We start from the raw sequence: 20,567 nt of genomic DNA on the forward strand, positions 1-20,567 counted from the left end.
CATTCTCCCGCGTCCATTTTGTACACAAAAGCAACAGAAAGGAAAAGCCTGAGTTTTCCATAACTTATAAAAATCCAGTAAAATCATAACCATACCCATTAAGTGGTAGGCGCTGGCGATCTTGATTTGTATCAATAAGTGTCCTGGCTGAATCGTTAAGGTAGGCGGTAATAGAAAAGAAATCGAGGCCAAAATGAGCAAAGTCAGAATCGCTATTATCGGTAACGGCATGGTTGGCCATCGCTTTATCGAAGAGCTTCTTGATAAGGCGCCTGCCGGACAGTTCGACATTACCGTGTTCTGTGAAGAACCCCGTATCGCTTACGACCGCGTCCACCTGTCGTCTTACTTCTCCCACCACACCGCCGAAGAACTCTCGCTGGTCCGTGAAGGTTTTTATGAGAAACATGGCGTTAAGGTCCTGATCGGTGAACGCGCGATTACCATTAACCGCCAGGAGAAAGTGATTCACTCCAGCGCGGGACGCACCGTGTTTTACGATAAGCTGGTGATGGCGACGGGCTCCTATCCGTGGATCCCGCCAATCAAAGGCGCGGAAACTCAGGACTGCTTTGTTTACCGCACCATTGAAGATCTGAACGCAATTGAATCCTGCGCGCGGCGCAGCAAACGCGGCGCCGTCGTCGGCGGCGGTCTGTTGGGTCTCGAAGCCGCCGGCGCGCTGAAGAACCTCGGCGTGGAAACCCACGTCATCGAATTTGCGCCTATGCTGATGGCCGAACAGCTGGATAGTATGGGCGGCGAGCAGCTCAAGCGTAAAATAGAAAGTATGGGCGTGAAGGTCCATACCAGCAAAAATACCAAAGAGATTGTCCAGCAGGGCAACGACGCCCGGAAAACCATGCAGTTTGCTGATGGCAGCGAGCTGCAGGTCGATTTTATCGTCTTCTCCACCGGTATTCGTCCACGCGACAAGCTGGCGACCCAGTGCGGCCTGGCCGTGGCGCAGCGCGGCGGTATCGTGATCAATGACACCTGCCAGACCTCCGACCCGGATATCTATGCTATCGGCGAATGCGCCAGCTGGAACAACCGCGTCTACGGTCTGGTGGCGCCGGGTTATAAAATGGCCCAGGTGACCGTCGACCATCTCCTCGGCAACGACAACGGCTTTATCGGGGCCGATCTCAGTGCCAAACTGAAGCTGCTTGGCGTTGACGTGGGCGGCATCGGCGATGCGCATGGCCGCACGCCTGGCGCCCGCAGCTACGTCTATCTTGATGAAAGCAAAGAAGTCTATAAACGACTGATCGTCAGCGAAGACAATAAAGCGCTGCTTGGCGCGGTGCTGGTCGGAGATACCAGCGATTACGGCAATTTGCTGCAGCTGGTGCTCAACGGTATTGAACTACCGGAAAACCCGGACTCGCTGATTCTGCCAGCGCACGCCGGCAGCGGTAAGCCGTCAATCGGCGTCGATAAACTGCCGGACAGCGCGCAAATCTGTTCCTGCTTCGACGTGACCAAAGGGATGCTGATTTCCGCCATCAACAAAGGCTGCCATACCGTCGCCGCGCTGAAAGCTGAAACCAAAGCCGGTACCGGCTGCGGCGGCTGCATTCCACTGGTGACCCAGGTGCTGAACGCCGAACTGGCGAAACAGGGGATCGAAGTGAGCCACAATCTGTGCGAACACTTTGCCTACTCCCGCCAGGAGCTGTTCCACCTGATTCGCGTAGAAGGCATTAAAACCTTCGAAGAGCTGCTGGCGAAACACGGAAAAGGCTACGGCTGCGAAGTGTGTAAGCCGACCGTCGGCTCTCTGTTGGCCTCCTGCTGGAATGAGTACATCCTCAAGCCTCAGCATACGCCGCTGCAGGATACGAACGATAACTTCCTCGCCAACATCCAGAAAGACGGGACCTATTCGGTTATCCCGCGCTCCGCCGGCGGCGAAATTACGCCGGAAGGCCTGGTGGCCGTGGGGCGTATCGCGCGCGAATACAATCTCTACACCAAAATCACCGGTTCCCAGCGTATCGGCCTGTTCGGCGCGCAAAAAGACGACCTGCCGGAGATCTGGCGTCAGCTGATTGAAGCGGGCTTCGAAACCGGCCACGCCTATGCCAAAGCGCTGCGTATGGCGAAAACCTGCGTCGGCAGCACCTGGTGCCGCTACGGCGTCGGCGACAGTGTAGGCTTCGGCGTCGAGCTGGAAAATCGCTACAAAGGCATCCGCACGCCGCACAAAATAAAGTTTGGCGTCTCCGGCTGCACCCGCGAATGTGCGGAAGCACAGGGTAAAGACGTGGGGATTATCGCCACCGAGAAGGGCTGGAATTTATATGTCTGCGGCAACGGCGGGATGAAGCCGCGCCACGCCGACCTGTTGGCCGCCGATCTTGATCGCGAAACGCTGCTCAGCTACCTCGATCGCTTTATGATGTTCTATATCCGCACCGCCGATAAGCTGACGCGTACCGCGCTGTGGTTAGACAACATGGAAGGCGGCATCGATTACCTGAAGCGCGTCATTATCGACGACAAGCTGGGTCTGAACGCCCACCTGGAAGCAGAGCTGGCGCGTCTGCGTGACGCTGTCGCCTGCGAGTGGACCGAGACGGTCAACAATCCGGCGGCGCAAACCCGTTTCAAACACTTTATCAACAGCAACCAGCGCGACCCGAATGTGCAGGTCGTCCCGGAACGCGAGCAGCACCGCCCGGCAACGCCGTATGAGCGTATCCCGGTCACTCTGGTGGAGGAAAACGCATGAGCCAGTGGGTAAACATCTGCAAGATTGACGATATTCTGCCTGCAACCGGCGTCTGCGCGCTGCTGGGCCAGCAGCAGGTCGCCCTGTTCCGGCCTTACCACGACGATCGGGTCTATGCGATCAGCAATATTGACCCGTTCTTCAATGCCAGCGTGCTGTCGCGAGGCATCATTGCCGAACATGAGGGTGAACTGTGGGTCGCCAGCCCATTGAAGAAACAGCGCTTTCGTCTGCGCGACGGCCTGTGCATGGAAGATGAAAGCCACTCCATAGCGCATTTTGACTCGCGCGTAAAAGACGGCAACGTTCAGCTGAAGGCATGATGCCCTGAGGTTCCCGCCGCGCCCCGGCGGGAGCCATATTTTCTTCTTATGCCAACTAAGCGGTAGGCGCCCGAAAAATCGTATATTGTGCCCTCCCTCTGCTGCTATGCTACGACCGCTTACCCTCTCCCACTGCTTTGCTGCGAGGATGTTCCGTGGATCACTTACCTATTTTCTGTCAGCTGCGCGATCGCGACTGCTTACTGGTCGGCGGCGGTGATGTTGCCGAACGCAAGGCGCGCCTGCTGCTCGATGCCGGCGCCAGAGTCACGGTCAACGCGCTGACGTTCTCGCCGCAGTTCCATGTGTGGGCTGATTCGCAGATGCTGACCCTGGTGCAAGCGCCGTTTAACCCGGCGCTTCTCGACCCCTGCTGGCTGGCCATCGCCGCCACCGACGATGAGGATGTCAATCAGCAGGTCAGCGACGCCGCCGAGGCGCGGCGGATATTCTGTAACGTGGTGGATGCGCCGCAGCAGGCCAGCTTTATTATGCCGTCGATCATTGACCGCTCGCCGCTGATGGTCGCCGTCTCCTCTGGCGGTACCTCACCGGTACTGGCGCGTCTGCTGCGCGAAAAGCTGGAGTCGATTCTGCCGCTCCATTTAGGCCAGTTGGCCCGCTATGCCGGCCAGCTGCGTTCGCGGGTGAAAAAACAGTTTGCGACGGTCGGCGAACGCCGACGTTTCTGGGAAAAGCTGTTCGTCAACGACCGTCTGGCGCAATCGCTGGCCAATGAAGACCGCCAGGCCGTTGCCGATACTACCGAGCAACTGCTGACGGAGCCGCTGGATCATCGCGGCGAAGTGGTGCTGGTCGGCGCCGGCCCCGGCGATGCCGGGCTGCTAACCCTCAAAGGGCTCCAGCAGATTCAGCAGGCTGATGTCGTGGTGTATGACCGTCTGGTCTCCGACGACATTATGAATCTGGTACGTCGCGACGCCGATCGGATTTTCGTCGGCAAACGCGCGGGCTATCACTGCGTGCCGCAGGAAGAGATTAACCAGATCCTGCTGCGCGAGGCGCAGAACGGACGTCGCGTGGTGCGTCTGAAAGGCGGCGATCCCTTTATTTTTGGCCGTGGCGGCGAAGAGCTGGAAACCCTGTGCCACGCCGGAATCCCCTTCTCGGTGGTGCCAGGCATTACCGCGGCTTCAGGCTGTTCCGCCTATTCTGGTATTCCGTTGACCCATCGCGATTTCGCCCAGGGGGTCCGCCTGATCACCGGCCATCTGAAGACTGGCGGCGAGCTGGATTGGCAAAACCTGGCGGTAGAGAAACAGACGCTGGTGTTTTACATGGGGCTGAACCAGGCCTCAGCTATCAGAGAGAACCTGATTGCTCACGGCATGGCGGCGGATATGCCCGCGGCTATCGTTGAGAACGGCACAGCGGTCAGCCAAAGAGTGGTCTCCGGCACCTTAGATCAGCTGGATGTTCTGGCGCAGCAAATGGCCAGTCCGGCGCTGATTATCGTTGGCCGCGTAGTCAGCCTGCGCGACAAGCTGAACTGGTTCTCACATCACTGATACTTAACCCGGCTCAGGCTCGCGGACGCGGCGAAACTGAGCGGTAAACATCTATCGCACACGCTTAAAATACAAAAGGGCGGAATTTATCCGCCCTTTGCTGTCTCTCGCCCGGCTATCGCTTACGGCTTAGCCACAAAACCAATGGCTTCATAGACCGCTTTCAGCGTTTGCGACGCGCGCGCGCTGGCTTTTTCAGCCCCGTCTCTCATCACCTGATTGAGGAGCGCTTCGTCGTTACGGAAGCGGTTATAGCGCTCCTGCAGCTCCAGCAGCATACCGGACACCGCATCAGCGACTTCGCCTTTCAGGTGACCATACATTTTGCCTTCGAAATGCTGCTCCAGCTGCGGAATACTCTGCCCGGTAACGCCCGAGAGGATATCCAGCAGGTTGGAAACGCCGGCTTTATTCTGCTGGTCATAGCGAACAACAGGCGGCTCATCACCGTCGGTCATTGCACGCTTGATCTTCTTCACCACCGATTTCGGGTCTTCCAGCAGGCCGATCACGTTATTGCGGTTGTCGTCTGACTTGGACATTTTCTTGGTCGGCTCAAGCAGGGACATCACGCGGGCGCCGGATTTAGGAATAAACGGCTCAGGCACTTTAAACACTTCGCCGTAAAGGGCGTTGAAGCGCTGCGCGATATCGCGGCTCAACTCGAGGTGCTGTTTCTGATCTTCGCCGACCGGAACCTGGTTGGTCTGATACAGCAGAATGTCCGCCGCCATCAGCACCGGATAGTCAAACAGACCGGCGTTAATGTTTTCCGAATAGCGCGCCGACTTGTCTTTGAACTGAGTCATACGGCTCAGTTCACCGAAATAGGTGTAGCAGTTCAGCGCCCAGCCCAGCTGCGCGTGCTCCGGCACGTGCGACTGAACGAAGATGGTGCTTTTCTCAGGATCGATACCACATGCCAGGTAAAGCGCCAGGGTATCCAGCGTCGCTTTACGCAGTTTCTCAGGATCCTGACGCGCGGTGATGGCATGCAAATCCACGATGCAGTAGATGCAGTGATAATCATCCTGCATGCTCACCCACTGACGCAGCGCACCCATATAGTTGCCAATGGTCAATTCACCTGAGGGCTGTGCGCCACTAAAAACGATGGGCTTAGTCATTTTTCAATTCCTGAGTTTCACTGTACGGTAGCCCGAGTGCGGGCAAGAGTTCATTAAATTGGTCGAAAATGTAGTCCGGTTCGCTGAGCGCAATCGACTCGCCGTAGTTATACCCGTAGGTCAGCCCGATAGAGCGGCAGCCAGCGGCTTTAGCCGCCTGGATATCATTACGTGAATCACCAACGAACAGCAGCTCAGCAGGCGCCAGCCCCAGCTTCTGCGCCACAAGCAGCAGCGGATCCGGATGGGGTTTTTTATTCTTCACATCATCACCGCCGATGACGACCGTAAAATATTTCGCGATATCCAACGCTTCGAGAATTGGTGCAACGAACGGCGTCGGCTTGTTGGTCACCAGCGCCAGCGGCAGGCCTTTCGCATGCAGTGCGCCGAGCGTATCAGCCACCGCCGGGAACAGAAAACTGCCCTCTTCCGCCGCTTCAGCATAGTAGCGATCGAACAGCTTGCGCAGCACCATTAGCTGCTCTGCCTGGGGAATATCGTCATGATCGACGGAAGGTTTCCCCATCGCGGCACGCTGAGTTGCGCGCTCCTGACGCGCCCAGTTCAGGGCCCGCTCCATCAGAACATCCGCCCCGTTACCGATCCAGGTGACGACGCGCGCCTCGCCCGCCATCGGCAGCTCCAGCGCATAGAGCGCGCTATCAACCGCAGCCGTCAAACCCGGCGCGCTGTCGACCAGCGTGCCATCAAGGTCAAAGGCGACACCGCGAACAGAGTGTAATTTATCCATGACTAACCTTTGCTAATTCACTACGCATTTGATCAATAACCTCCTTGTAGTCCGGACGATCGAAAATCGCCGAACCGGCAACAAACATATCCGCGCCTGCCGCCGCAATATCCGCAATGTTGCTGACCTTCACGCCGCCGTCGACTTCCAGACGAATGTCATAACCCGACGCATCGATGCGCTGCCGCACTTCACGCAGTTTATCCAGAGTCTGGGGGATAAACGACTGGCCGCCGAAACCCGGGTTAACGGACATCAGCAGGATCACGTCCAGCTTATCCATCACATAATCAAGGTAGCTCAGCGACGTGGCCGGGTTAAACACCAGGCCGGCTTTACAGCCATGTTCTTTGATAAGCTGCAGGCTGCGATCGACGTGCTCAGAGGCTTCGGGGTGGAAGGTGATGATGCTGGCACCCGCCGCGGCGAAATCAGGGATGATGCGGTCGACCGGTTTCACCATCAGGTGCACGTCGATCGGGGCGGTGATGCCGTAGTTGCGTAGTGCTTTCAGCACCATAGGGCCGATGGTCAGATTCGGCACGTAGTGGTTGTCCATCACGTCAAAGTGCACAACGTCCGCACCTGCAGCCAGCGCTTTGGCGGTATCTTCACCCAGGCGGGCAAAATCAGCCGACAGAATCGAAGGGGCAATCAAATACTGCTTCATCCGCATCTCCTTGAAATTATTTAGTCTTGGGCGGACGGTAAAGAGCCAGAAGCTCGTCCACCTTCTTTCGTGTACCACCGTTGCTGCTGATACTGCGTCGCACTTTGACGACATGCAGTTTAGCCTGACGATACCATTCGCGCGTTAGCGCCGTATCGTGGTTGGAAATCAGAACCGGAACCCGCTGCTCCAGCAGGTTCTCCGCCAGCTGCGCCAGATGGGCCTGCTGCTCAGCGTTAAAGCTGTTCGTATGATAGGCCGTAAAATTGGCGGTAGACGACAATGGCGCATACGGGGGATCGCAGTAGACCACTGAAGAACCGTCCGCACGCGCCATGCTGTCGGCATACGATTCGCAATAGAAGTACGCATTCTGCGCCTTTTGGGCAAAATGATACAGCTCAGCTTCCGGGAAGTAGGGCTTCTTATAACGGCCAAACGGGACGTTAAATTCGCCGCGCAGATTATAGCGACACAGGCCATTGTAACCATGGCGGTTCAGATACAGGAACAGCACCGCACGCCGCAGCGGATCCTGGCTTTCGTTGAATTCAGTACGGAACTGGTAGTACGGCTCTGCTGCGTTATTCTCGGGCGTAAACATGTCACGCGCCGCCGCAACGTATTCATCCGTCTGCAATTTAACGATGTTGTAAAGACCGATCAGGTCGCTGTTGATGTCCGCCAGAATATAACGAGAAAAGTCGGTATTAAGAAATACCGACCCTGCGCCAACAAAGGGCTCAATCAGACAATCGCCTTGCGGCAAATGTTTTTTAATATCGTCAAGCAGGGGGTATTTCCCCCCTGCCCATTTCAGAAAAGCGCGATTCTTTTTCACATGCTGCCTAACTAATTACCACATTCTCCGGCTGTGGAGAAAGCTCCGACAGCATCCTGCGCTTAAGACTACACCGCACTTACTTCAGATCGGCCTGCACCTGATGCAGCGGTTTCGCCCACGGGTTTTTCGCCTGCACATCCGCTGGCAGAGTGGCGACAGCACGCTTCGCTTCATCTTTCGAAGCATAGATACCGCTGACCAGTACATACCATGGCTGACCGTTACGCGTAGTCTCGTAGACGACATATTTATCCAGCTTCTCTTTCTTCGCCCAGCTATTCAGGTTGTTGTAGTTGGAGGAGCTGCTGAGTTGCAGAGTGTAGTTACCCGCCGGCGCCGATTTCATCGAGCTGACATCGCCCGCGGTTTTACCCCCGGCAGTCGCCGCCGGAGCCGCCGTCGCCGCAGCGGTAGCCGCAGGTGCGGTCGCGATTGTCGTCGGCTTAGTCGTCTGTGCGGTGGCAACCGGTTTTTCCGGCTGAGCGACAGGCGCTTTCACCGGCGTGGCTGCTGCGGTGCTTTCGACACGCTTAGACTGGACCGGTTTCGCTTCAACTGGCGCTTTCGCCACCGGTTTCGGCTCAATCACCGTATGCTTGCGCTCTACCGGACGCTGAGCGGCGGCAGTCTGATGTTCCGTTGTTGCCTGGCGTGGAGCGGCGCCATTACGAACAGGAGCAACGGTCGCCGGTTCAGTCGGCAGCGTGGAGTTCGCAACGGCGCTGTCAATCTGGCCCTGCTGCTGAGTCAAGGCATTATTCAGATCGCCCTGAACCTCAACACGCTGCTGTCCCTGCGGCTCGGCGGCAGTCTGGCCCTGAGTCGGGTTAGACGCGATCGGCGGCAGAGAAACATCCTGCTGCGGGTTGTTCGCCGCTGTCTGGCCCTGAGCGGCAGGCTGGCCATTACCAGACTGCCCATTGTCAGACTGATCGCCTGACAGATTAATGCTCTTCTCACCTGACGCGGTTTGTTCACTGGAAGAGGATGGCGACTTCAGCGCAGAGCCAATGCCAACGATCAGCAGCAGCAGCACGAGAATCCCCACCCCCATCATAATATACTGGCGGGAGGCTGGCTTCGCGGGCGCTTTCTTGCGCTTGCGCGGGCGACGCTCAACCGGCTGCTCTTCGGACTCGTCTTCAGACTCTACGTCCGCTTCATACTCTTCTTCATCGCGCTCACGGCGTGCTTTGCTGGCGCGCGTCGGACGGCTGTCGTCCGCATCAAGATCGACATCATCAAAATTGATCTGCGGATCGCTATCGCGCTCGGAAGATTGACGGGAACGACCAGTACGACGATCGCTGCGATCGGCTTTCAGATCGTCTTCTGGTTTTAATTCATCCATTTAACACCCCACTAAAAGGCTTATGCTCACGACTATTGCATGTCACCCGAAATGATAACGCCGCGCGGACGCGGCTAGACCTTCTTATTGTTGCGCTAACTGAGTATCAGCAATCGCGCCAAGAACTACATCATGCGACACTCCGCCGCGAACTTCGCTTTTCCCTATTGCCAGCGGTAGCACCAGCCGCATTTCGCCTGCCAGCACCTTTTTATCACGCATCATGTGGGGCAGATACGCCTGCGCAGTCATCTCCTGCGGCCCACGTACCGGCAAGCCCGCACGCTGCAGCAGCGTCACAATACGCTGTGTATCCTGTGCGCTGAACTGACCTAATCGCTCGGACGTATGCGCGGCCATCACCATGCCAGCAGCAACGGCCTCGCCGTGTAACCAGTTACCGTAGCCCATTTCGGCTTCAATAGCATGGCCAAAAGTATGTCCAAGATTGAGTAAAGCACGTAACCCGGTTTCGCGCTCGTCGGCAGCGACAACTTCGGCTTTCAGCTCACAACAACGGCGAATACAGTACGCCATCGCCTTCTCATCAAGCGCCATCAGCGCATCGATATTGCTTTCCAGCCAGTTGAAGAACTCACCGTCGAGGATAATGCCGTATTTGATCACTTCGGCCAGTCCGGAAGAGAGTTCACGGGCCGGCAACGTCTTAAGACAGTTGAGATCGACGACCACGGAAACCGGCTGCCAGAAGGCACCAATCATGTTCTTACCAAGAGGGTGATTGACGGCCGTCTTGCCGCCGACCGAAGAGTCCACCTGCGACAGCAGAGTGGTGGGAATCTGGATAAAACGCACGCCGCGCTGATAGCTAGCCGCAGCAAAGCCGGTTAAATCGCCGACCACGCCGCCGCCGAGCGCCACCAGAGTGGTGTCACGACCGTGCGGTTTTTGCAGTAAAGCGGTAAAGACGGAGTCCATTACCGTCAGGCTTTTGTACTGCTCGCCGTCGGGTAGAATGACGCTATCGACCTTAACCCCCGCCTGCTCCAGTACAGAGCGAACGTTATCCAGATAAAGCGGCGCCAGCGTTTCATTGGTAACCAGCATAACCTGGTCGCCTGATTTCAGTGGCAGGAAGGAAGCTGGATCGTTAAACAAACCAGCCGCGATGGTAATCGGGTAACTACGTTCCCCGAGGGTTACAGTAAGCCTCTCCATAACGCGACGTCCACCTCAGTTGCTTTTACTCTGACGCTCTTTATTAAGCCAGAATCAATTGCTTTCCAGCATATGAATAATCTGGTTTGCCACTACTTTTGCGCTCTGATCGTCGGTACGGATAGTGACGTCAGCAATCTCTTCATACAGTGGGTTGCGTTCGTCGGCCAACGCTTCAAGAACTTCGCGAGGCGGCGCTTCAACTTGTAATAGAGGACGCTTTTTATCACGCTGCGTACGGGCAAGCTGCTTTTCGATCGTGGTTTCCAGGTACACCACCACGCCGCGGGCGGAGAGACGGTTACGCGTTTCACGGGATTTCACAGAGCCGCCGCCAGTCGCCAGCACGATTCCCTGTTTTTCCGTCAACTCATTGATGATCTTCTCTTCACGGTCGCGGAAGCCGTCTTCACCTTCGACATCGAAAACCCAGCCCACATCTGCGCCAGTGCGTTTCTCAATCTCTTGATCAGAATCGTAAAATTCCATATTGAGCTGTTGGGCTAACTGGCGCCCAATAGTGCTTTTGCCGGCACCCATAGGCCCAACCAGAAAGATATTGCGTTTCTCTGCCATTTTTTCGGTACTACTAAGACTATTCGTTAATGGTAAACCCGCTTCGCGAATACCCAGCGCAGCAGGACATGAACTGAAACCTCATATGCAATAGAGCGAGAGTCAGACTAAAAATTATCTCAATACTCAGGCAGGTTTGGCAACTGAATATACTCGTCATTATTCAAACTACCTCGCCGTCGGCTGCACTTATCCGCCTCCAGCTGCATAGTTATCTATGTTTCTGGGGGTAGCCTCGACGCATCCTGAATGATCTTGTGGATAAATCACCGGACAAAAAGGGAGGATTGATGCCGAACCCGACTCTCAAATCGGTACCCCTTGTATGCTAAATCCGTCCTCACGTCAAACACCTGAAACGTGTTTAGCAAGAAAAACCGCTTAATGCACTGCCAGAATTCGTGGAGTAATGAAGACAACCAGTTCACGCCGTTCGTTATCTTTACCGTCACGACGAAACAGCTGACCGAGCAGCGGGATATCACCCAGTAGCGGAACGCTGTCGCGGGCAGATTTCTTTTTTTGCGAAAATATTCCGCCCAGAGCCAGCGTTTCGCCGCTTTTCACTTCAACCTGGGTCTCAATTTCCTGTTTATCGATAGCCAACGCTTCGCCATTTTCCTGTTTCAGAACCTGGCCCGGCGTATTCTCCGTAATGCGCAGTTTCAGGCGCACGCGATTCTGTTGCAGAACCGTTGGCGTGACCTCCATTCCCAGTACCGCCTCTTTAAACTCAATCGCCGTGGCGCCGCTTTCCCCGCTGGAGACCTGATAGGGGATTTCACTCCCCTGTTTGATGCTGGCGGGTTGCATATGAGAGGCCAGCAAACGCGGGCTGGCGATAATTTCCACCTGCTGTTTTTGTTCCAGCGCCGAAAGCTCCAGCTCCAGCAATCGCCCGCTCAGGCGGCCGATATTAAACCCCACGCGGGTGCTGGCGTCGTTCATCGCCTGATGGCTGCTTAAGGTCGTCAGCTTACCGGAACCCGGCGCGCTGCTGGCTTCGGCCATGCTCCATTTCACCCCCAGCTCACGCAGGCTGGTTTCACTCATCGAGACGATATGTGCCGCCAGCTCGACCTGACCGACCGGCAGATCCATCTCCTGAGCCCACGCCACCAGCGCCGACAGATGTGAAGCATCGTCGTAAATGAACAGGCGATTGGTGCGTTTATCCACCGTCAGGCTTCCCCGTGCGCTGAGCAATTTATCCCCAGCCTTTACCAGCTCGCTCGCATCGGCATGCTGCAGCACCACGCTCTGCCTCTGCAAAGGCAGGTTCTGCAATTGCTTCGCGCGCGCCGCCTCTTGTTGCGCCTGCCGCGTATTTTGCCAGGCCAGAGTATGCACATACAGTACCGTGCCCTGCTGGTTAGATATCAGCCCGGCGCTATCAGTCACCGCGCGCAATGCCTGCTGCCAGGGCACGTTTTTCAGATGAAGCGACACCGTACCGCTGACGTCAGGCGCCACGACCAGATTTTTTTGCTGCATCCCGGCCAGCGTTTGCAGCACCTGGGCAACCGGCACATCATCAACCACCAGCGACACGGGGTTCTCATTTTTTGCCGTCGCTATCGCTGGCAGCAGCAGAAACAGCAGGCTTATCCATCGCATCATGTTTTACTCCTTTTTCGCGCAGCCATGCCCAATGCGCGGGTTCGCATCCAGGCCCTGTTGTTATTTCAACCCGCTCCGCCGTCAGCACACGGATTCGCCAGCCCCCCGGCAAAACGTCATCTTGTCGCACCCGGCGCCATTGGCTGCGATGGTCCAGTAAATAGCCCACCCAATAGTGCGGATGACCGACCGCGCCACCATAGCGCCATTGCGCCAGCTGTGCCGTCTGGCAGCGATCCTCCGCAGGCAGAAACGGATCGCGCTCGTCGGCCAACAATGGAAGCGGGAGCGCAAGCAGCCACAGCAGACGCCCGCCCTTACTCGACATCTTCGGCCTCCAGCTGCAGCGTCATCAGGAGCGCCTCTTTTTCCGGTCGCAGCGAAAAACCCGTTACGCGCATCCCACACTCCGCCAGCCAGGAAAACAGCGCTGGGACCGCCTGCCAGCTGGCCTCCAGCAGCAGCTCACCACCGCGCCCCAACGGGCGCCAGGTCACCAGCATGGCACCTGATACCGGCAGTGCAATCGGGGAGAACAGCAATCGCTTTCGCTCATCCGGGGGGATATTTTGCAAGGCGGTTCGCAGCGGCATTAAGCGAAGCCACTGCTGGCGCAGACGGAGATGTCCGTCGGTTTCTGGCGGTGGAGGCGAAGCTGGCAGCCGCAAAAAAATTACCGCGACCAGCCCCAGAACAATCGGCAGCGCGAGCCACCCGCCACGCAGAGAAAAAAATGCCGTCATTCCACGTTCAATAAGTGCCTGCATCAGCGTGCTCTCCGCTCAGAGAAAAGCGAAACTGCCAGCGCCCCTGTTCACCGCGGCGCGTTTCACCGGCTCTGGCTGGTTTGAACCCGGCAACCGCGTTCAGCGCTTTTTCCAGCCCCGCCACGGCGTTAAGATTCAGCGCCAGACCGCTTAACATCAGGGTATCGCGCTGGTATTCCAGCCGGGTTAACCAGGCCTGCTCCGGTAACTGCGCGGCGATTGCCCGCAATCGGGGTTGCCAGGCCTCGGTTAATGCCCGTCTTTGCTGTCGCAGGCGCTGCCGCTGTACTTGCTGCTGCCGCTCCAGCATGCTGTTTTCGCGTTGCCGGAGCGCGGAACTGAGCTGGTTTTCAGCCGCGGCTCTCACCGCAGCCAGCGCCTCAACCGCATGACGTTCTGCCCGGTGAACCTGGGCAACCGTCAGTAAGATCAATAGCAACCCCGCCGCGTACAGCAGCGTGACACGCAGCCGCTGGCGGCGACGCGCTTCACGCCATGGCAAAAAATTCACCGCCATCGTCATCGTTACCGCCCCCCTAACGCCAGCCCAATCGCCACGGCATAGCGCTCTCCGCAGTCCGGCAACGGAGGCTGCAGGCGATCAATCACGCGCCAGGGGTCAAAAGAGGTCTCATCGTCAGTACGGGTGGCGCAGTGCTGGAGTGATTGACCATCGATCAGCAGGGAGAGTTGTGAAAAAGAAGAGGCTTCAGCGCACGGCAAACTGCCCCAGCCCTCCCGCGTTGCCCACAGCCAATGAGGATCGTGGCGCCATGCCAGGCCTTGCGAACCGGAGGGTAGCCAGGGGAGAAATGCCGCCAGCGCGCTGGCGTCCGGTACAATTCCCGCGATGCGCAGTTTCAGGCGGGCGGCGAGCTGGCGTAGCACGTCGATATCCAGGCGCTGCGCCGCCGTCACCCGCCACTCGTTCTTTGCCGGCGCGGCGCAATAATCGACGCATAGTGAGGCAGCGGGCATCTCCAGCTGTTGCGCCATCACGCTGGCTATCCAGGTTGCCCGCTCCCTGTCGCTGAGAGACAGCTGCGGACGCGGTAGCTGTTTTTGTAGCGTTCGGCTGGCCGGAAACGCAATGCTGACCTGATGCTGCAAAGGCAGCTCCCGCCGCCAGTTCTGCAACCGTTCGGCCAGCGCAACCACGTCAACCACTATGCCATGACGCACGATGCCGGGCGCCAGTTCGATATCCCACCAGCGGCATAACGCCCAACGGGAACGCGCGTAGCGCAGTGCGACCAGCACTATCGCGTCCTGCTGAATATGCATCCCGATTCGCCAGTTGCTGAAAGCCATGCTTACGATCTCCTTGTCCGCCATTACGGCTCGACTCTATCAATGCACCAGGCTTGCCTTTATACTACCGCGCGTTTGTTTATAAACTGCCCAAATTAAACTTAATGGGAAATCTCCGGTGAAGTTCGTAAAGTATCTATTGATCCTTGCAGTCTGTTGCGTACTGCTGGGAGCAGGCTCGGTTTTTGGCCTCTACAAATATATTGAGCCGCAACTCCCTGACGTTGCGACCTTGAAGGATGTGCGTTTGCAGATCCCGATGCAGGTCTATAGCGCGGATGGCGAGCTTATTGCGCAGTATGGCGAGAAACGCCGTATTCCCGTCACGCTGCAAAACATGCCGCCCGAGCTGATTAAAGCGTTTATTGCCACCGAAGATAGTCGCTTCTATGAACATCACGGCGTCGATCCGGTCGGTATTTTCCGTGCAGCCAGCGTCGCTATGTTCTCAGGCCATGCCTCACAGGGCGCCAGTACGATTACCCAGCAGTTAGCGCGTAACTTCTTCCTGAGCCCAGAGAAGACGCTGATGCGTAAGATTAAAGAAGCCTTCCTGGCGATTCGCATCGAGCAGTTGCTGAATAAAGACGAAATCCTTGAGCTGTATCTGAATAAAATCTATCTCGGCTACCGCGCCTATGGCGTCGGCGCGGCGGCGCAGGTTTACTTTGGTAAATCCATCGACCAGCTTAGCCTGAGCGAAATGGCCGTTATCGCCGGGCTGCCTAAAGCACCCTCGACGTTTAACCCGCTCTATTCCATAGACCGCGCGACCGCGCGTCGTAACGTTGTTCTGGCACGTATGCTGAACGAAGGCTATATCACGCAGACGCAATACGATCAGGCGCGCAGCGAAGCCATTGACGCCCGCTACCACGCACCGGAAATCGCCTTCTCCGCGCCGTATCTCAGTGAGATGGTCCGCCAGGAGATGGTCAACCGTTATGGCGAGCAGGCGTATGAAGATGGCTACCGCGTTTACACCACCATCACGCGTAAAAATCAGCAGTCTGCTCAGCAGGCCGTGCGCAATAACGTGCTGGATTACGATATGCGCCATGGCTACCGCGGTCCGGCCAACGTGCTGTGGAAAGAGGGTGAAGCGCCCTGGGATCAGGCGAAAATCATCGCCTCGCTGAAAAACCAGCCCGGCTACGGGCCGCTTGCTCCGGCGGTGATTACCTCGGCAAATCCACAGGAAGCGCACGCGTTATTAAGTAATGGAACGTCGGTCACCCTGAATATGCAGGGCGTCCGCTGGGCGCGTCGTTTTATCTCCGATACCCAGCAAGGGGCGACTCCGCGCAAGGTCACCGATGTCCTGCAGTCCGGGCAGCAAATTTGGGTCCGCCAGGTCGGCGACGGCTGGTGGTTGTCGCAGGTACCGGATGTGAACTCGGCGCTGGTTTCGATTAACCCGCAGAATGGCGCCATTATCGCGCTGGTCGGCGGGTTCGACTTCAATCAAAGTAAATTCAACCGCGCAACCCAGGCCCTGCGCCAGGTGGGCTCAAACATTAAGCCGTTCCTCTACACCGCGGCGATGGATAAAGGTCTGACGCTGGCCAGTATGCTTAACGATGTGCCGATTTCTCGTTGGGACGCCGGTGCAGGTTCCGACTGGCAGCCGAAAAACTCCCCGCCGCAGTACGCTGGCCCTATTCGCTTGCGTCAGGGGCTGGGAGAGTCGAAGAACGTGGTGATGGTTCGCGCCATGCGCGCCATGGGCGTGGATTACGCGGCGGAATATCTACAGCGTTTCGGTTTCCCGGCGCAAAATATCGTGCATACCGAGTCGCTGGCGCTGGGATCGGCATCCTTTACGCCGATGCAGGTTGCGCGTGGTTATTCGGTGATGGCCAACGGCGGCTTCCTGATAACGCCATTCTTTATCAGCAAAATCGAGACCGATCAGGGCGGCGTGATCTTTGAAGAGCGGCCTAAAGTTGCCTGTCCGCAGTGCAACCTGCCGGTTATTTACGGCGAGACGCCGAAATCCGACGTGCTGGAAAATAAAGATGTCGAAGATGTCGCGACCTCTGCAACACCGCAGAACGCCGCGGTGTCGCCGCAGCCAGAGCTTGAACAGGTTAACCAGGCACTGGTTGCGCAAACCGGTTCTGCGGAATACGCGCCGCATGTGATCAGCACACCACTGTCATTCCTGATTAAGAGCGCCCTGAACAGTAACATCTTCGGCGAACCGGGCTGGATGGGGACCGGCTGGCGCGCCGGTCGCGATCTGCAGCGCCACGATATCGGCGGTAAAACGGGGACCACCAACAGCTCAAAAGATGCGTGGTTCTCCGGCTACGGTCCGGGCGTGGTGACGTCGGTATGGATTGGATTTGACGATCACCGCCGCGATCTGGGGCGGACCACCGCATCCGGCGCGATTAAAGATCAGATCTCCGGCTATGAGGGGGGAGCCAAAAGCGCCCAGCCAGCCTGGGATGACTTTATGAAACGCGTACTGGAAGGCGTACCTGAAGAGCCATTAACCCCGCCGCCTGGCGTGGTCACGGTCAATATCGACCGCAGCACCGGCCAGCTGGCGAGCGGCGGCAACAGCCGCGCCGAATACTTCATTGATGGCACACAGCCGACCCATCAGGCGGTGCATGAGGTGGGGACCACGATCACCGACGGCGGCGGGGAAACCCACGAACTGTTCTGACAAAAAAAGCGCCTGCGGGCGCTTTTTTTCTGTTTCTTGTTTGCAGGCCGGACGTCTACAGGCGTCCCTGAGCCCGTAGCCACTCACGGACCAAAAACAGGGCGCTGACGTTGCGCGCTTCGTTAAAATCTTCATCATCGAGCAGCGTCATCAGCTGCGACAGCGGCCAGCGTACCTGCGGTAAAGGTTCCGGCTCATCGCCGGGCAGCGATTCCGGGTACAGATCTTCTGCCACCAGAATATTCATCTGGCTGGAGAAATAGGACGGTGCCATGCTCAGTTTTTTCAGGAACGTCAGCTTATTAGCGCCGAAACCCACCTCTTCTTTCAGCTCACGGTTCGCGGCTTCCATGACGGTTTCACCCGGATCAATCAGCCCTTTAGAAAACCCCAGTTCATAAGATTCGGTGCCAACGGCATATTCACGGATCAGAATGAGATGGTCATCAACAATCGGTACAATCATCACGGCTTCACGCGTCGAAGGGCGCATGCGTTCATAAACGCGACGCACGCCGTTGCTGAACTCGAGGTCCACGCTTTCAACGTTAAAAAGACGCGAACGCGCTACTGTTTCAACATTGAGAATGGTGGGTTTTTGTAATGATTTGCTCATTGTTATCGATCTATGCTGTGATTCCAGGAGTCATTGTGCGATACGCAGCACGGTTTCGGCAATTCAATTCGCCACTTATTTACATAGTTGCAACTTCTGCTCCCAAAATCCGGGAATCAGAAAGATAAAAAAGTCAATAGGTTGAAATGTTTTTGAGAATTTACTGATTCCTGAATTTTCACGATTTTGATAAGCTTGTATGCTGCTGTATCGCACAATAAATTTTCCCGTATACATACGATATCTGCCGAGAGCACCCTGCAGGTTCACGCAAAGTGTTAAGCAACTAAAGACACCTGTAAGAAAAGAATAACTACGATGGGATGGGCATGGGCACCTTTCTGATTTCTTTCACAGCTCTGCTAATCTGCGCATTGCTTATCGGGTGGTGGTATCGATCGCATGCCAGGCGTCGCCGCCTCCCCCTCCTGCATGCCTTTAGCGATGCCGTCACCCGCACGCTTTCTGAGCCAGAACGCCGCGCGGTGGAAAAGTACCTTGAAGGACTCAACCACGCCCGTCAAATGCCGGCGTCGGGGGCAAGCGTTGCCCCTGCCGTACTGTCTCTCACCCAACAGAGCGATACCGTCTTCACGGTGACCCGCGCCATTACGCGCTATGGCATTACCACTGATGACCCGAACAAATGGCGCTACTTCCTCGACTCGGTGGAGGTGCATCTCCCTCCCTTCTTAGAGCAGCATATCAATGATGAAAATAGCGTTGAGCTGATTCCTACCGACAGCCTGCCGCTGGTCATTGCGCTCAATGGCCACGCGCTCAGCGACTACCCGCAGGAGAGCCGCAGTTACGCCCTTGAACGGACATCGTCAACCCAGGCGTCAATCCGCGGGGAAGAGAGCGAGCAGATAGAGCTGTTGAGCATTCGCCAGGAAACGCCGGAGGAGCACGCGCTGAGCCGCCCGGATGGGCTGCGTGAGGCTATCTTTATCGTCACCTCGTTCCTGCTGTTTTACTTCAGCCTGATAAGCCCCTATGTTTTTACCCCGTGGCTACTGGTCGGCGGGCTGCTGTTACTGGCGGCGGGCCTGTGGGGGATCTATGCGCCGCCGCGTAAAACGTCGCTCCGGGAGATCCACTGCCTGCGCGGGATGCCCAAACGCTGGGGTCTGTTTGGCGAGAATGACCAGGAGCAGATCAATAATATCTCCCTGGGGATTATCGATCTGATCTATCCGCGCCACTGGCAGCCGTGGATTGCCCAGGATCTCGGCCAGCAGACGGATATCGATATCTATCTCAGCCGCCACGTCGTGCGCCAGGGGCGCTTCCTGTCGCTGCACGATGAAGTGAAACACTTCCCGCTGCAGTACTGGCTGCGTAGCGCCATTATCGCCATCGGCGCGCTGCTGGTGGTCGTGATGCTGTGGGCCAGCGTGCCGTTGAATATGCCGTTTAAGTTTACGCTTTCCTGGTTGAAAGGGGCGCAAACCGTGGAAGCGACGACCGTCGCCCAACTGGAGAAGTCGCAGGTGCGTATTGGCGATACGCTGCGATTGCAAGGTACCGGAACCTGCAATATCCACTCGCCGGATAGCTGGACGGCGAAAGAGAACTCGCCGTTTATGCCGTTTGATTGCTCGCAGATCATCTGGAATGACGCGCCTCCCCTGCCGCTCCCGGAGTCCGACGTCGTCAGCAAAGCCACGGCGCTGATGCAATCCGTGCAGCGTCAGCTCCATCCCGATCCGGACGATGATTCGCGCGTCAGCCCCACGCTGCGCTCGGCGATTCAGCAATCCGGGATGGTGCTGCTGGATGATTTTGGCGATATCGTCATTAAAACCAACAATCTGTGTGCGGCAAAAGATGACTGTACCCGTTTGAAAAACGCGCTGGTTAACCTCGGTAATACGCGGAACTGGGAAACGCTGACCAAACGCGCCAACTCGGGCAAGCTGGATGGCGTCAACGTTCTGCTGCGCCCGGTAAGCGCTGAATCGCTGGAAAATCTGGTGACCACTTCAACGGCGCCATTTGTCATTCGTGAAACCTCACGCGCGGCGCAGGCCCTTAACAGTCCGGCTCCCGGCGGTTTCCTGATTGTCAGTGATGAAGGCAGCGAGCTGGTGAGTCAGCCGTGGCCGACCACCAGCTTGTATGACTATCCGGCGCCGGAACAGTGGGGCGAACTGCAGCGGCTGGCCCGAATGCTGATGCATACGCCGTTCCACGCCGAGGGGATTGTGACCAGTCTCTATACCGATGCCAATGGCACGCGGCACATTAACCTGCATCGCATTCCAGACCGTTCAGGCCTGTGGCGCTATCTGGGCACGACGCTGCTTCTGCTGGCCATGCTGGGCTGCATGTCCTGGCACGGGGTCCTGACGATTCGTCGCTACCAGCGTCATCGCCAGCGAATGGAAGAGATACAGAAATACTACCAAAGCTGCCTGAATCCGGTACTCATCCCCTCGCCGGAACATCAAGAGTAACTCTCTGCGCGGCGGGGTGTGATACCC

General features: G+C 57.0%; 18 protein-coding genes. 5 read left to right on the top strand and 13 right to left on the bottom strand.

The window, feature by feature from the left end; translation table 11 throughout:
• The first annotated feature begins 193 nt into the window (after positions 1-193).
• The 3 genes from nirB (at position 194) to cysG (ending at position 4,589) form a co-directional block, all read left to right on the top strand.
• Entirely contained in the window at positions 194-2,737 is a 2,544-nt protein-coding gene (gene nirB, locus FNY10_RS22825; protein ID WP_160704331.1) for a nitrite reductase large subunit NirB, read from the top strand.
• Complete coding sequence (nirD, locus tag FNY10_RS22830; RefSeq protein WP_100684421.1) at positions 2,734-3,060, top strand: nitrite reductase small subunit NirD; 327 nt, start codon at positions 2,734-2,736, stop codon at positions 3,058-3,060. Before nirB ends, nirD begins: the two co-directional genes overlap by 4 nt.
• A 155-nt stretch (positions 3,061-3,215) precedes the next feature.
• Positions 3,216-4,589: a siroheme synthase CysG gene (gene cysG, locus FNY10_RS22835; protein WP_160704329.1), complete on the top strand. Its 1,374-nt coding sequence runs from the start codon at positions 3,216-3,218 to the stop codon at positions 4,587-4,589.
• Positions 4,590-4,711: 122 nt separating this feature from the next.
• Here the strand turns inward: cysG and trpS are convergent, their stop codons facing one another.
• From trpS to FNY10_RS22895, 12 genes are all read right to left on the bottom strand, one after another.
• Entirely contained in the window at positions 4,712-5,716 is a 1,005-nt protein-coding gene (gene trpS / locus FNY10_RS22840; protein ID WP_100684423.1) for a tryptophan--tRNA ligase, read from the bottom strand.
• Positions 5,709-6,470, bottom strand: a complete 762-nt coding sequence (gene gph, locus FNY10_RS22845; RefSeq protein WP_131049130.1) for a phosphoglycolate phosphatase — start codon at positions 6,468-6,470, stop codon at positions 5,709-5,711. The genes trpS and gph overlap by 8 nt, the downstream gene beginning before the upstream one ends.
• Positions 6,463-7,140: a ribulose-phosphate 3-epimerase gene (gene rpe / locus FNY10_RS22850; protein WP_100684425.1), complete on the bottom strand. Its 678-nt coding sequence runs from the start codon at positions 7,138-7,140 to the stop codon at positions 6,463-6,465. The genes gph and rpe overlap by 8 nt, the downstream gene beginning before the upstream one ends.
• 16 nt (positions 7,141-7,156) lie before the next feature.
• Positions 7,157-7,981 carry an adenine-specific DNA-methyltransferase gene (gene dam / locus FNY10_RS22855; protein WP_141963226.1) on the bottom strand — a complete coding sequence of 275 codons (825 nt, stop codon included), beginning with the start codon at positions 7,979-7,981 and terminating at the stop codon, positions 7,157-7,159.
• 79 nt (positions 7,982-8,060) lie between these two features.
• Entirely contained in the window at positions 8,061-9,335 is a 1,275-nt protein-coding gene (damX, locus tag FNY10_RS22860) for a cell division protein DamX (RefSeq protein ID WP_160704326.1), read from the bottom strand.
• Between the two features lie 84 nt (positions 9,336-9,419).
• Positions 9,420-10,514, bottom strand: a complete 1,095-nt coding sequence (gene aroB, locus FNY10_RS22865) for a 3-dehydroquinate synthase (RefSeq protein ID WP_100684428.1) — start codon at positions 10,512-10,514, stop codon at positions 9,420-9,422.
• Positions 10,515-10,568: 54 nt separating this feature from the next.
• On the bottom strand, positions 10,569-11,090 hold the full coding sequence (aroK, locus tag FNY10_RS22870; RefSeq protein ID WP_004868452.1) for a shikimate kinase AroK: 522 nt from the start codon (positions 11,088-11,090) through the stop codon (positions 10,569-10,571).
• Positions 11,091-11,471: 381 nt separating this feature from the next.
• The gene (hofQ, locus tag FNY10_RS22875; RefSeq protein WP_160704324.1) at positions 11,472-12,710 is read right to left on the bottom strand and encodes a DNA uptake porin HofQ; all 1,239 of its coding nucleotides are present in this window, start codon (positions 12,708-12,710) and stop codon (positions 11,472-11,474) included.
• Entirely contained in the window at positions 12,649-13,038 is a 390-nt protein-coding gene (locus tag FNY10_RS22880; RefSeq protein ID WP_160704322.1) for a HofP DNA utilization family protein, read from the bottom strand. Before FNY10_RS22880 ends, hofQ begins: the two co-directional genes overlap by 62 nt.
• Positions 13,028-13,477 carry a hypothetical protein gene (locus FNY10_RS22885; RefSeq protein ID WP_100684431.1) on the bottom strand — a complete coding sequence of 150 codons (450 nt, stop codon included), beginning with the start codon at positions 13,475-13,477 and terminating at the stop codon, positions 13,028-13,030. Before FNY10_RS22885 ends, FNY10_RS22880 begins: the two co-directional genes overlap by 11 nt.
• Positions 13,461-14,000: a PilN domain-containing protein gene (locus FNY10_RS22890; protein ID WP_160704320.1), complete on the bottom strand. Its 540-nt coding sequence runs from the start codon at positions 13,998-14,000 to the stop codon at positions 13,461-13,463. The genes FNY10_RS22885 and FNY10_RS22890 overlap by 17 nt, the downstream gene beginning before the upstream one ends.
• A 2-nt stretch (positions 14,001-14,002) precedes the next feature.
• A complete protein-coding gene (locus FNY10_RS22895) occupies positions 14,003-14,788 on the bottom strand; it encodes a pilus assembly protein (protein WP_160704318.1) in 786 nt (261 codons plus the stop codon).
• Positions 14,789-14,906: 118 nt separating this feature from the next.
• Here FNY10_RS22895 and mrcA point away from each other — a divergent pair, with 118 nt between their 5' ends.
• Entirely contained in the window at positions 14,907-17,465 is a 2,559-nt protein-coding gene (gene mrcA / locus FNY10_RS22900; RefSeq protein ID WP_160704316.1) for a peptidoglycan glycosyltransferase/peptidoglycan DD-transpeptidase MrcA, read from the top strand.
• A 55-nt stretch (positions 17,466-17,520) separates the two neighbouring features.
• Here the strand turns inward: mrcA and nudE are convergent, their stop codons facing one another.
• Complete coding sequence (gene nudE, locus FNY10_RS22905) at positions 17,521-18,081, bottom strand: ADP compounds hydrolase NudE (RefSeq protein WP_100684435.1); 561 nt, start codon at positions 18,079-18,081, stop codon at positions 17,521-17,523.
• 329 nt (positions 18,082-18,410) lie between these two features.
• Here nudE and FNY10_RS22910 point away from each other — a divergent pair, with 329 nt between their 5' ends.
• A complete protein-coding gene (locus tag FNY10_RS22910; RefSeq protein ID WP_160704313.1) occupies positions 18,411-20,540 on the top strand; it encodes an intracellular growth attenuator family protein in 2,130 nt (709 codons plus the stop codon).
• Positions 20,541-20,567 lie beyond the last annotated feature (27 nt).

The organism is Klebsiella sp. Lac1 (assembly GCF_009825425.1).
GTDB lineage: Bacteria > Pseudomonadota > Gammaproteobacteria > Enterobacterales > Enterobacteriaceae > Klebsiella > Klebsiella electrica.

Coding starts and splice junctions, on each gene's coding strand:
- nirB (WP_160704331.1), top strand. CDS start 194: ATGAGCAAAGTCAGAATCGCTATTATCGGTAACGGCATGGTTGGCCAT.
- nirD (WP_100684421.1), top strand. CDS start 2,734: ATGAGCCAGTGGGTAAACATCTGCAAGATTGACGATATTCTGCCTGCA.
- trpS (WP_100684423.1), bottom strand. CDS start 5,716: ATGACTAAGCCCATCGTTTTTAGTGGCGCACAGCCCTCAGGTGAATTG.
- gph (WP_131049130.1), bottom strand. CDS start 6,470: ATGGATAAATTACACTCTGTTCGCGGTGTCGCCTTTGACCTTGATGGC.
- rpe (WP_100684425.1), bottom strand. CDS start 7,140: ATGAAGCAGTATTTGATTGCCCCTTCGATTCTGTCGGCTGATTTTGCC.
- damX (WP_160704326.1), bottom strand. CDS start 9,335: ATGGATGAATTAAAACCAGAAGACGATCTGAAAGCCGATCGCAGCGAT.
- aroB (WP_100684428.1), bottom strand. CDS start 10,514: ATGGAGAGGCTTACTGTAACCCTCGGGGAACGTAGTTACCCGATTACC.
- aroK (WP_004868452.1), bottom strand. CDS start 11,090: ATGGCAGAGAAACGCAATATCTTTCTGGTTGGGCCTATGGGTGCCGGC.
- hofQ (WP_160704324.1), bottom strand. CDS start 12,710: ATGATGCGATGGATAAGCCTGCTGTTTCTGCTGCTGCCAGCGATAGCG.
- FNY10_RS22880 (WP_160704322.1), bottom strand. CDS start 13,038: ATGTCGAGTAAGGGCGGGCGTCTGCTGTGGCTGCTTGCGCTCCCGCTT.
- FNY10_RS22885 (WP_100684431.1), bottom strand. CDS start 13,477: ATGCAGGCACTTATTGAACGTGGAATGACGGCATTTTTTTCTCTGCGT.
- FNY10_RS22890 (WP_160704320.1), bottom strand. CDS start 14,000: ATGACGATGGCGGTGAATTTTTTGCCATGGCGTGAAGCGCGTCGCCGC.
- FNY10_RS22895 (WP_160704318.1), bottom strand. CDS start 14,788: ATGGCTTTCAGCAACTGGCGAATCGGGATGCATATTCAGCAGGACGCG.
- nudE (WP_100684435.1), bottom strand. CDS start 18,081: ATGAGCAAATCATTACAAAAACCCACCATTCTCAATGTTGAAACAGTA.
- FNY10_RS22910 (WP_160704313.1), top strand. CDS start 18,411: ATGGGCACCTTTCTGATTTCTTTCACAGCTCTGCTAATCTGCGCATTG.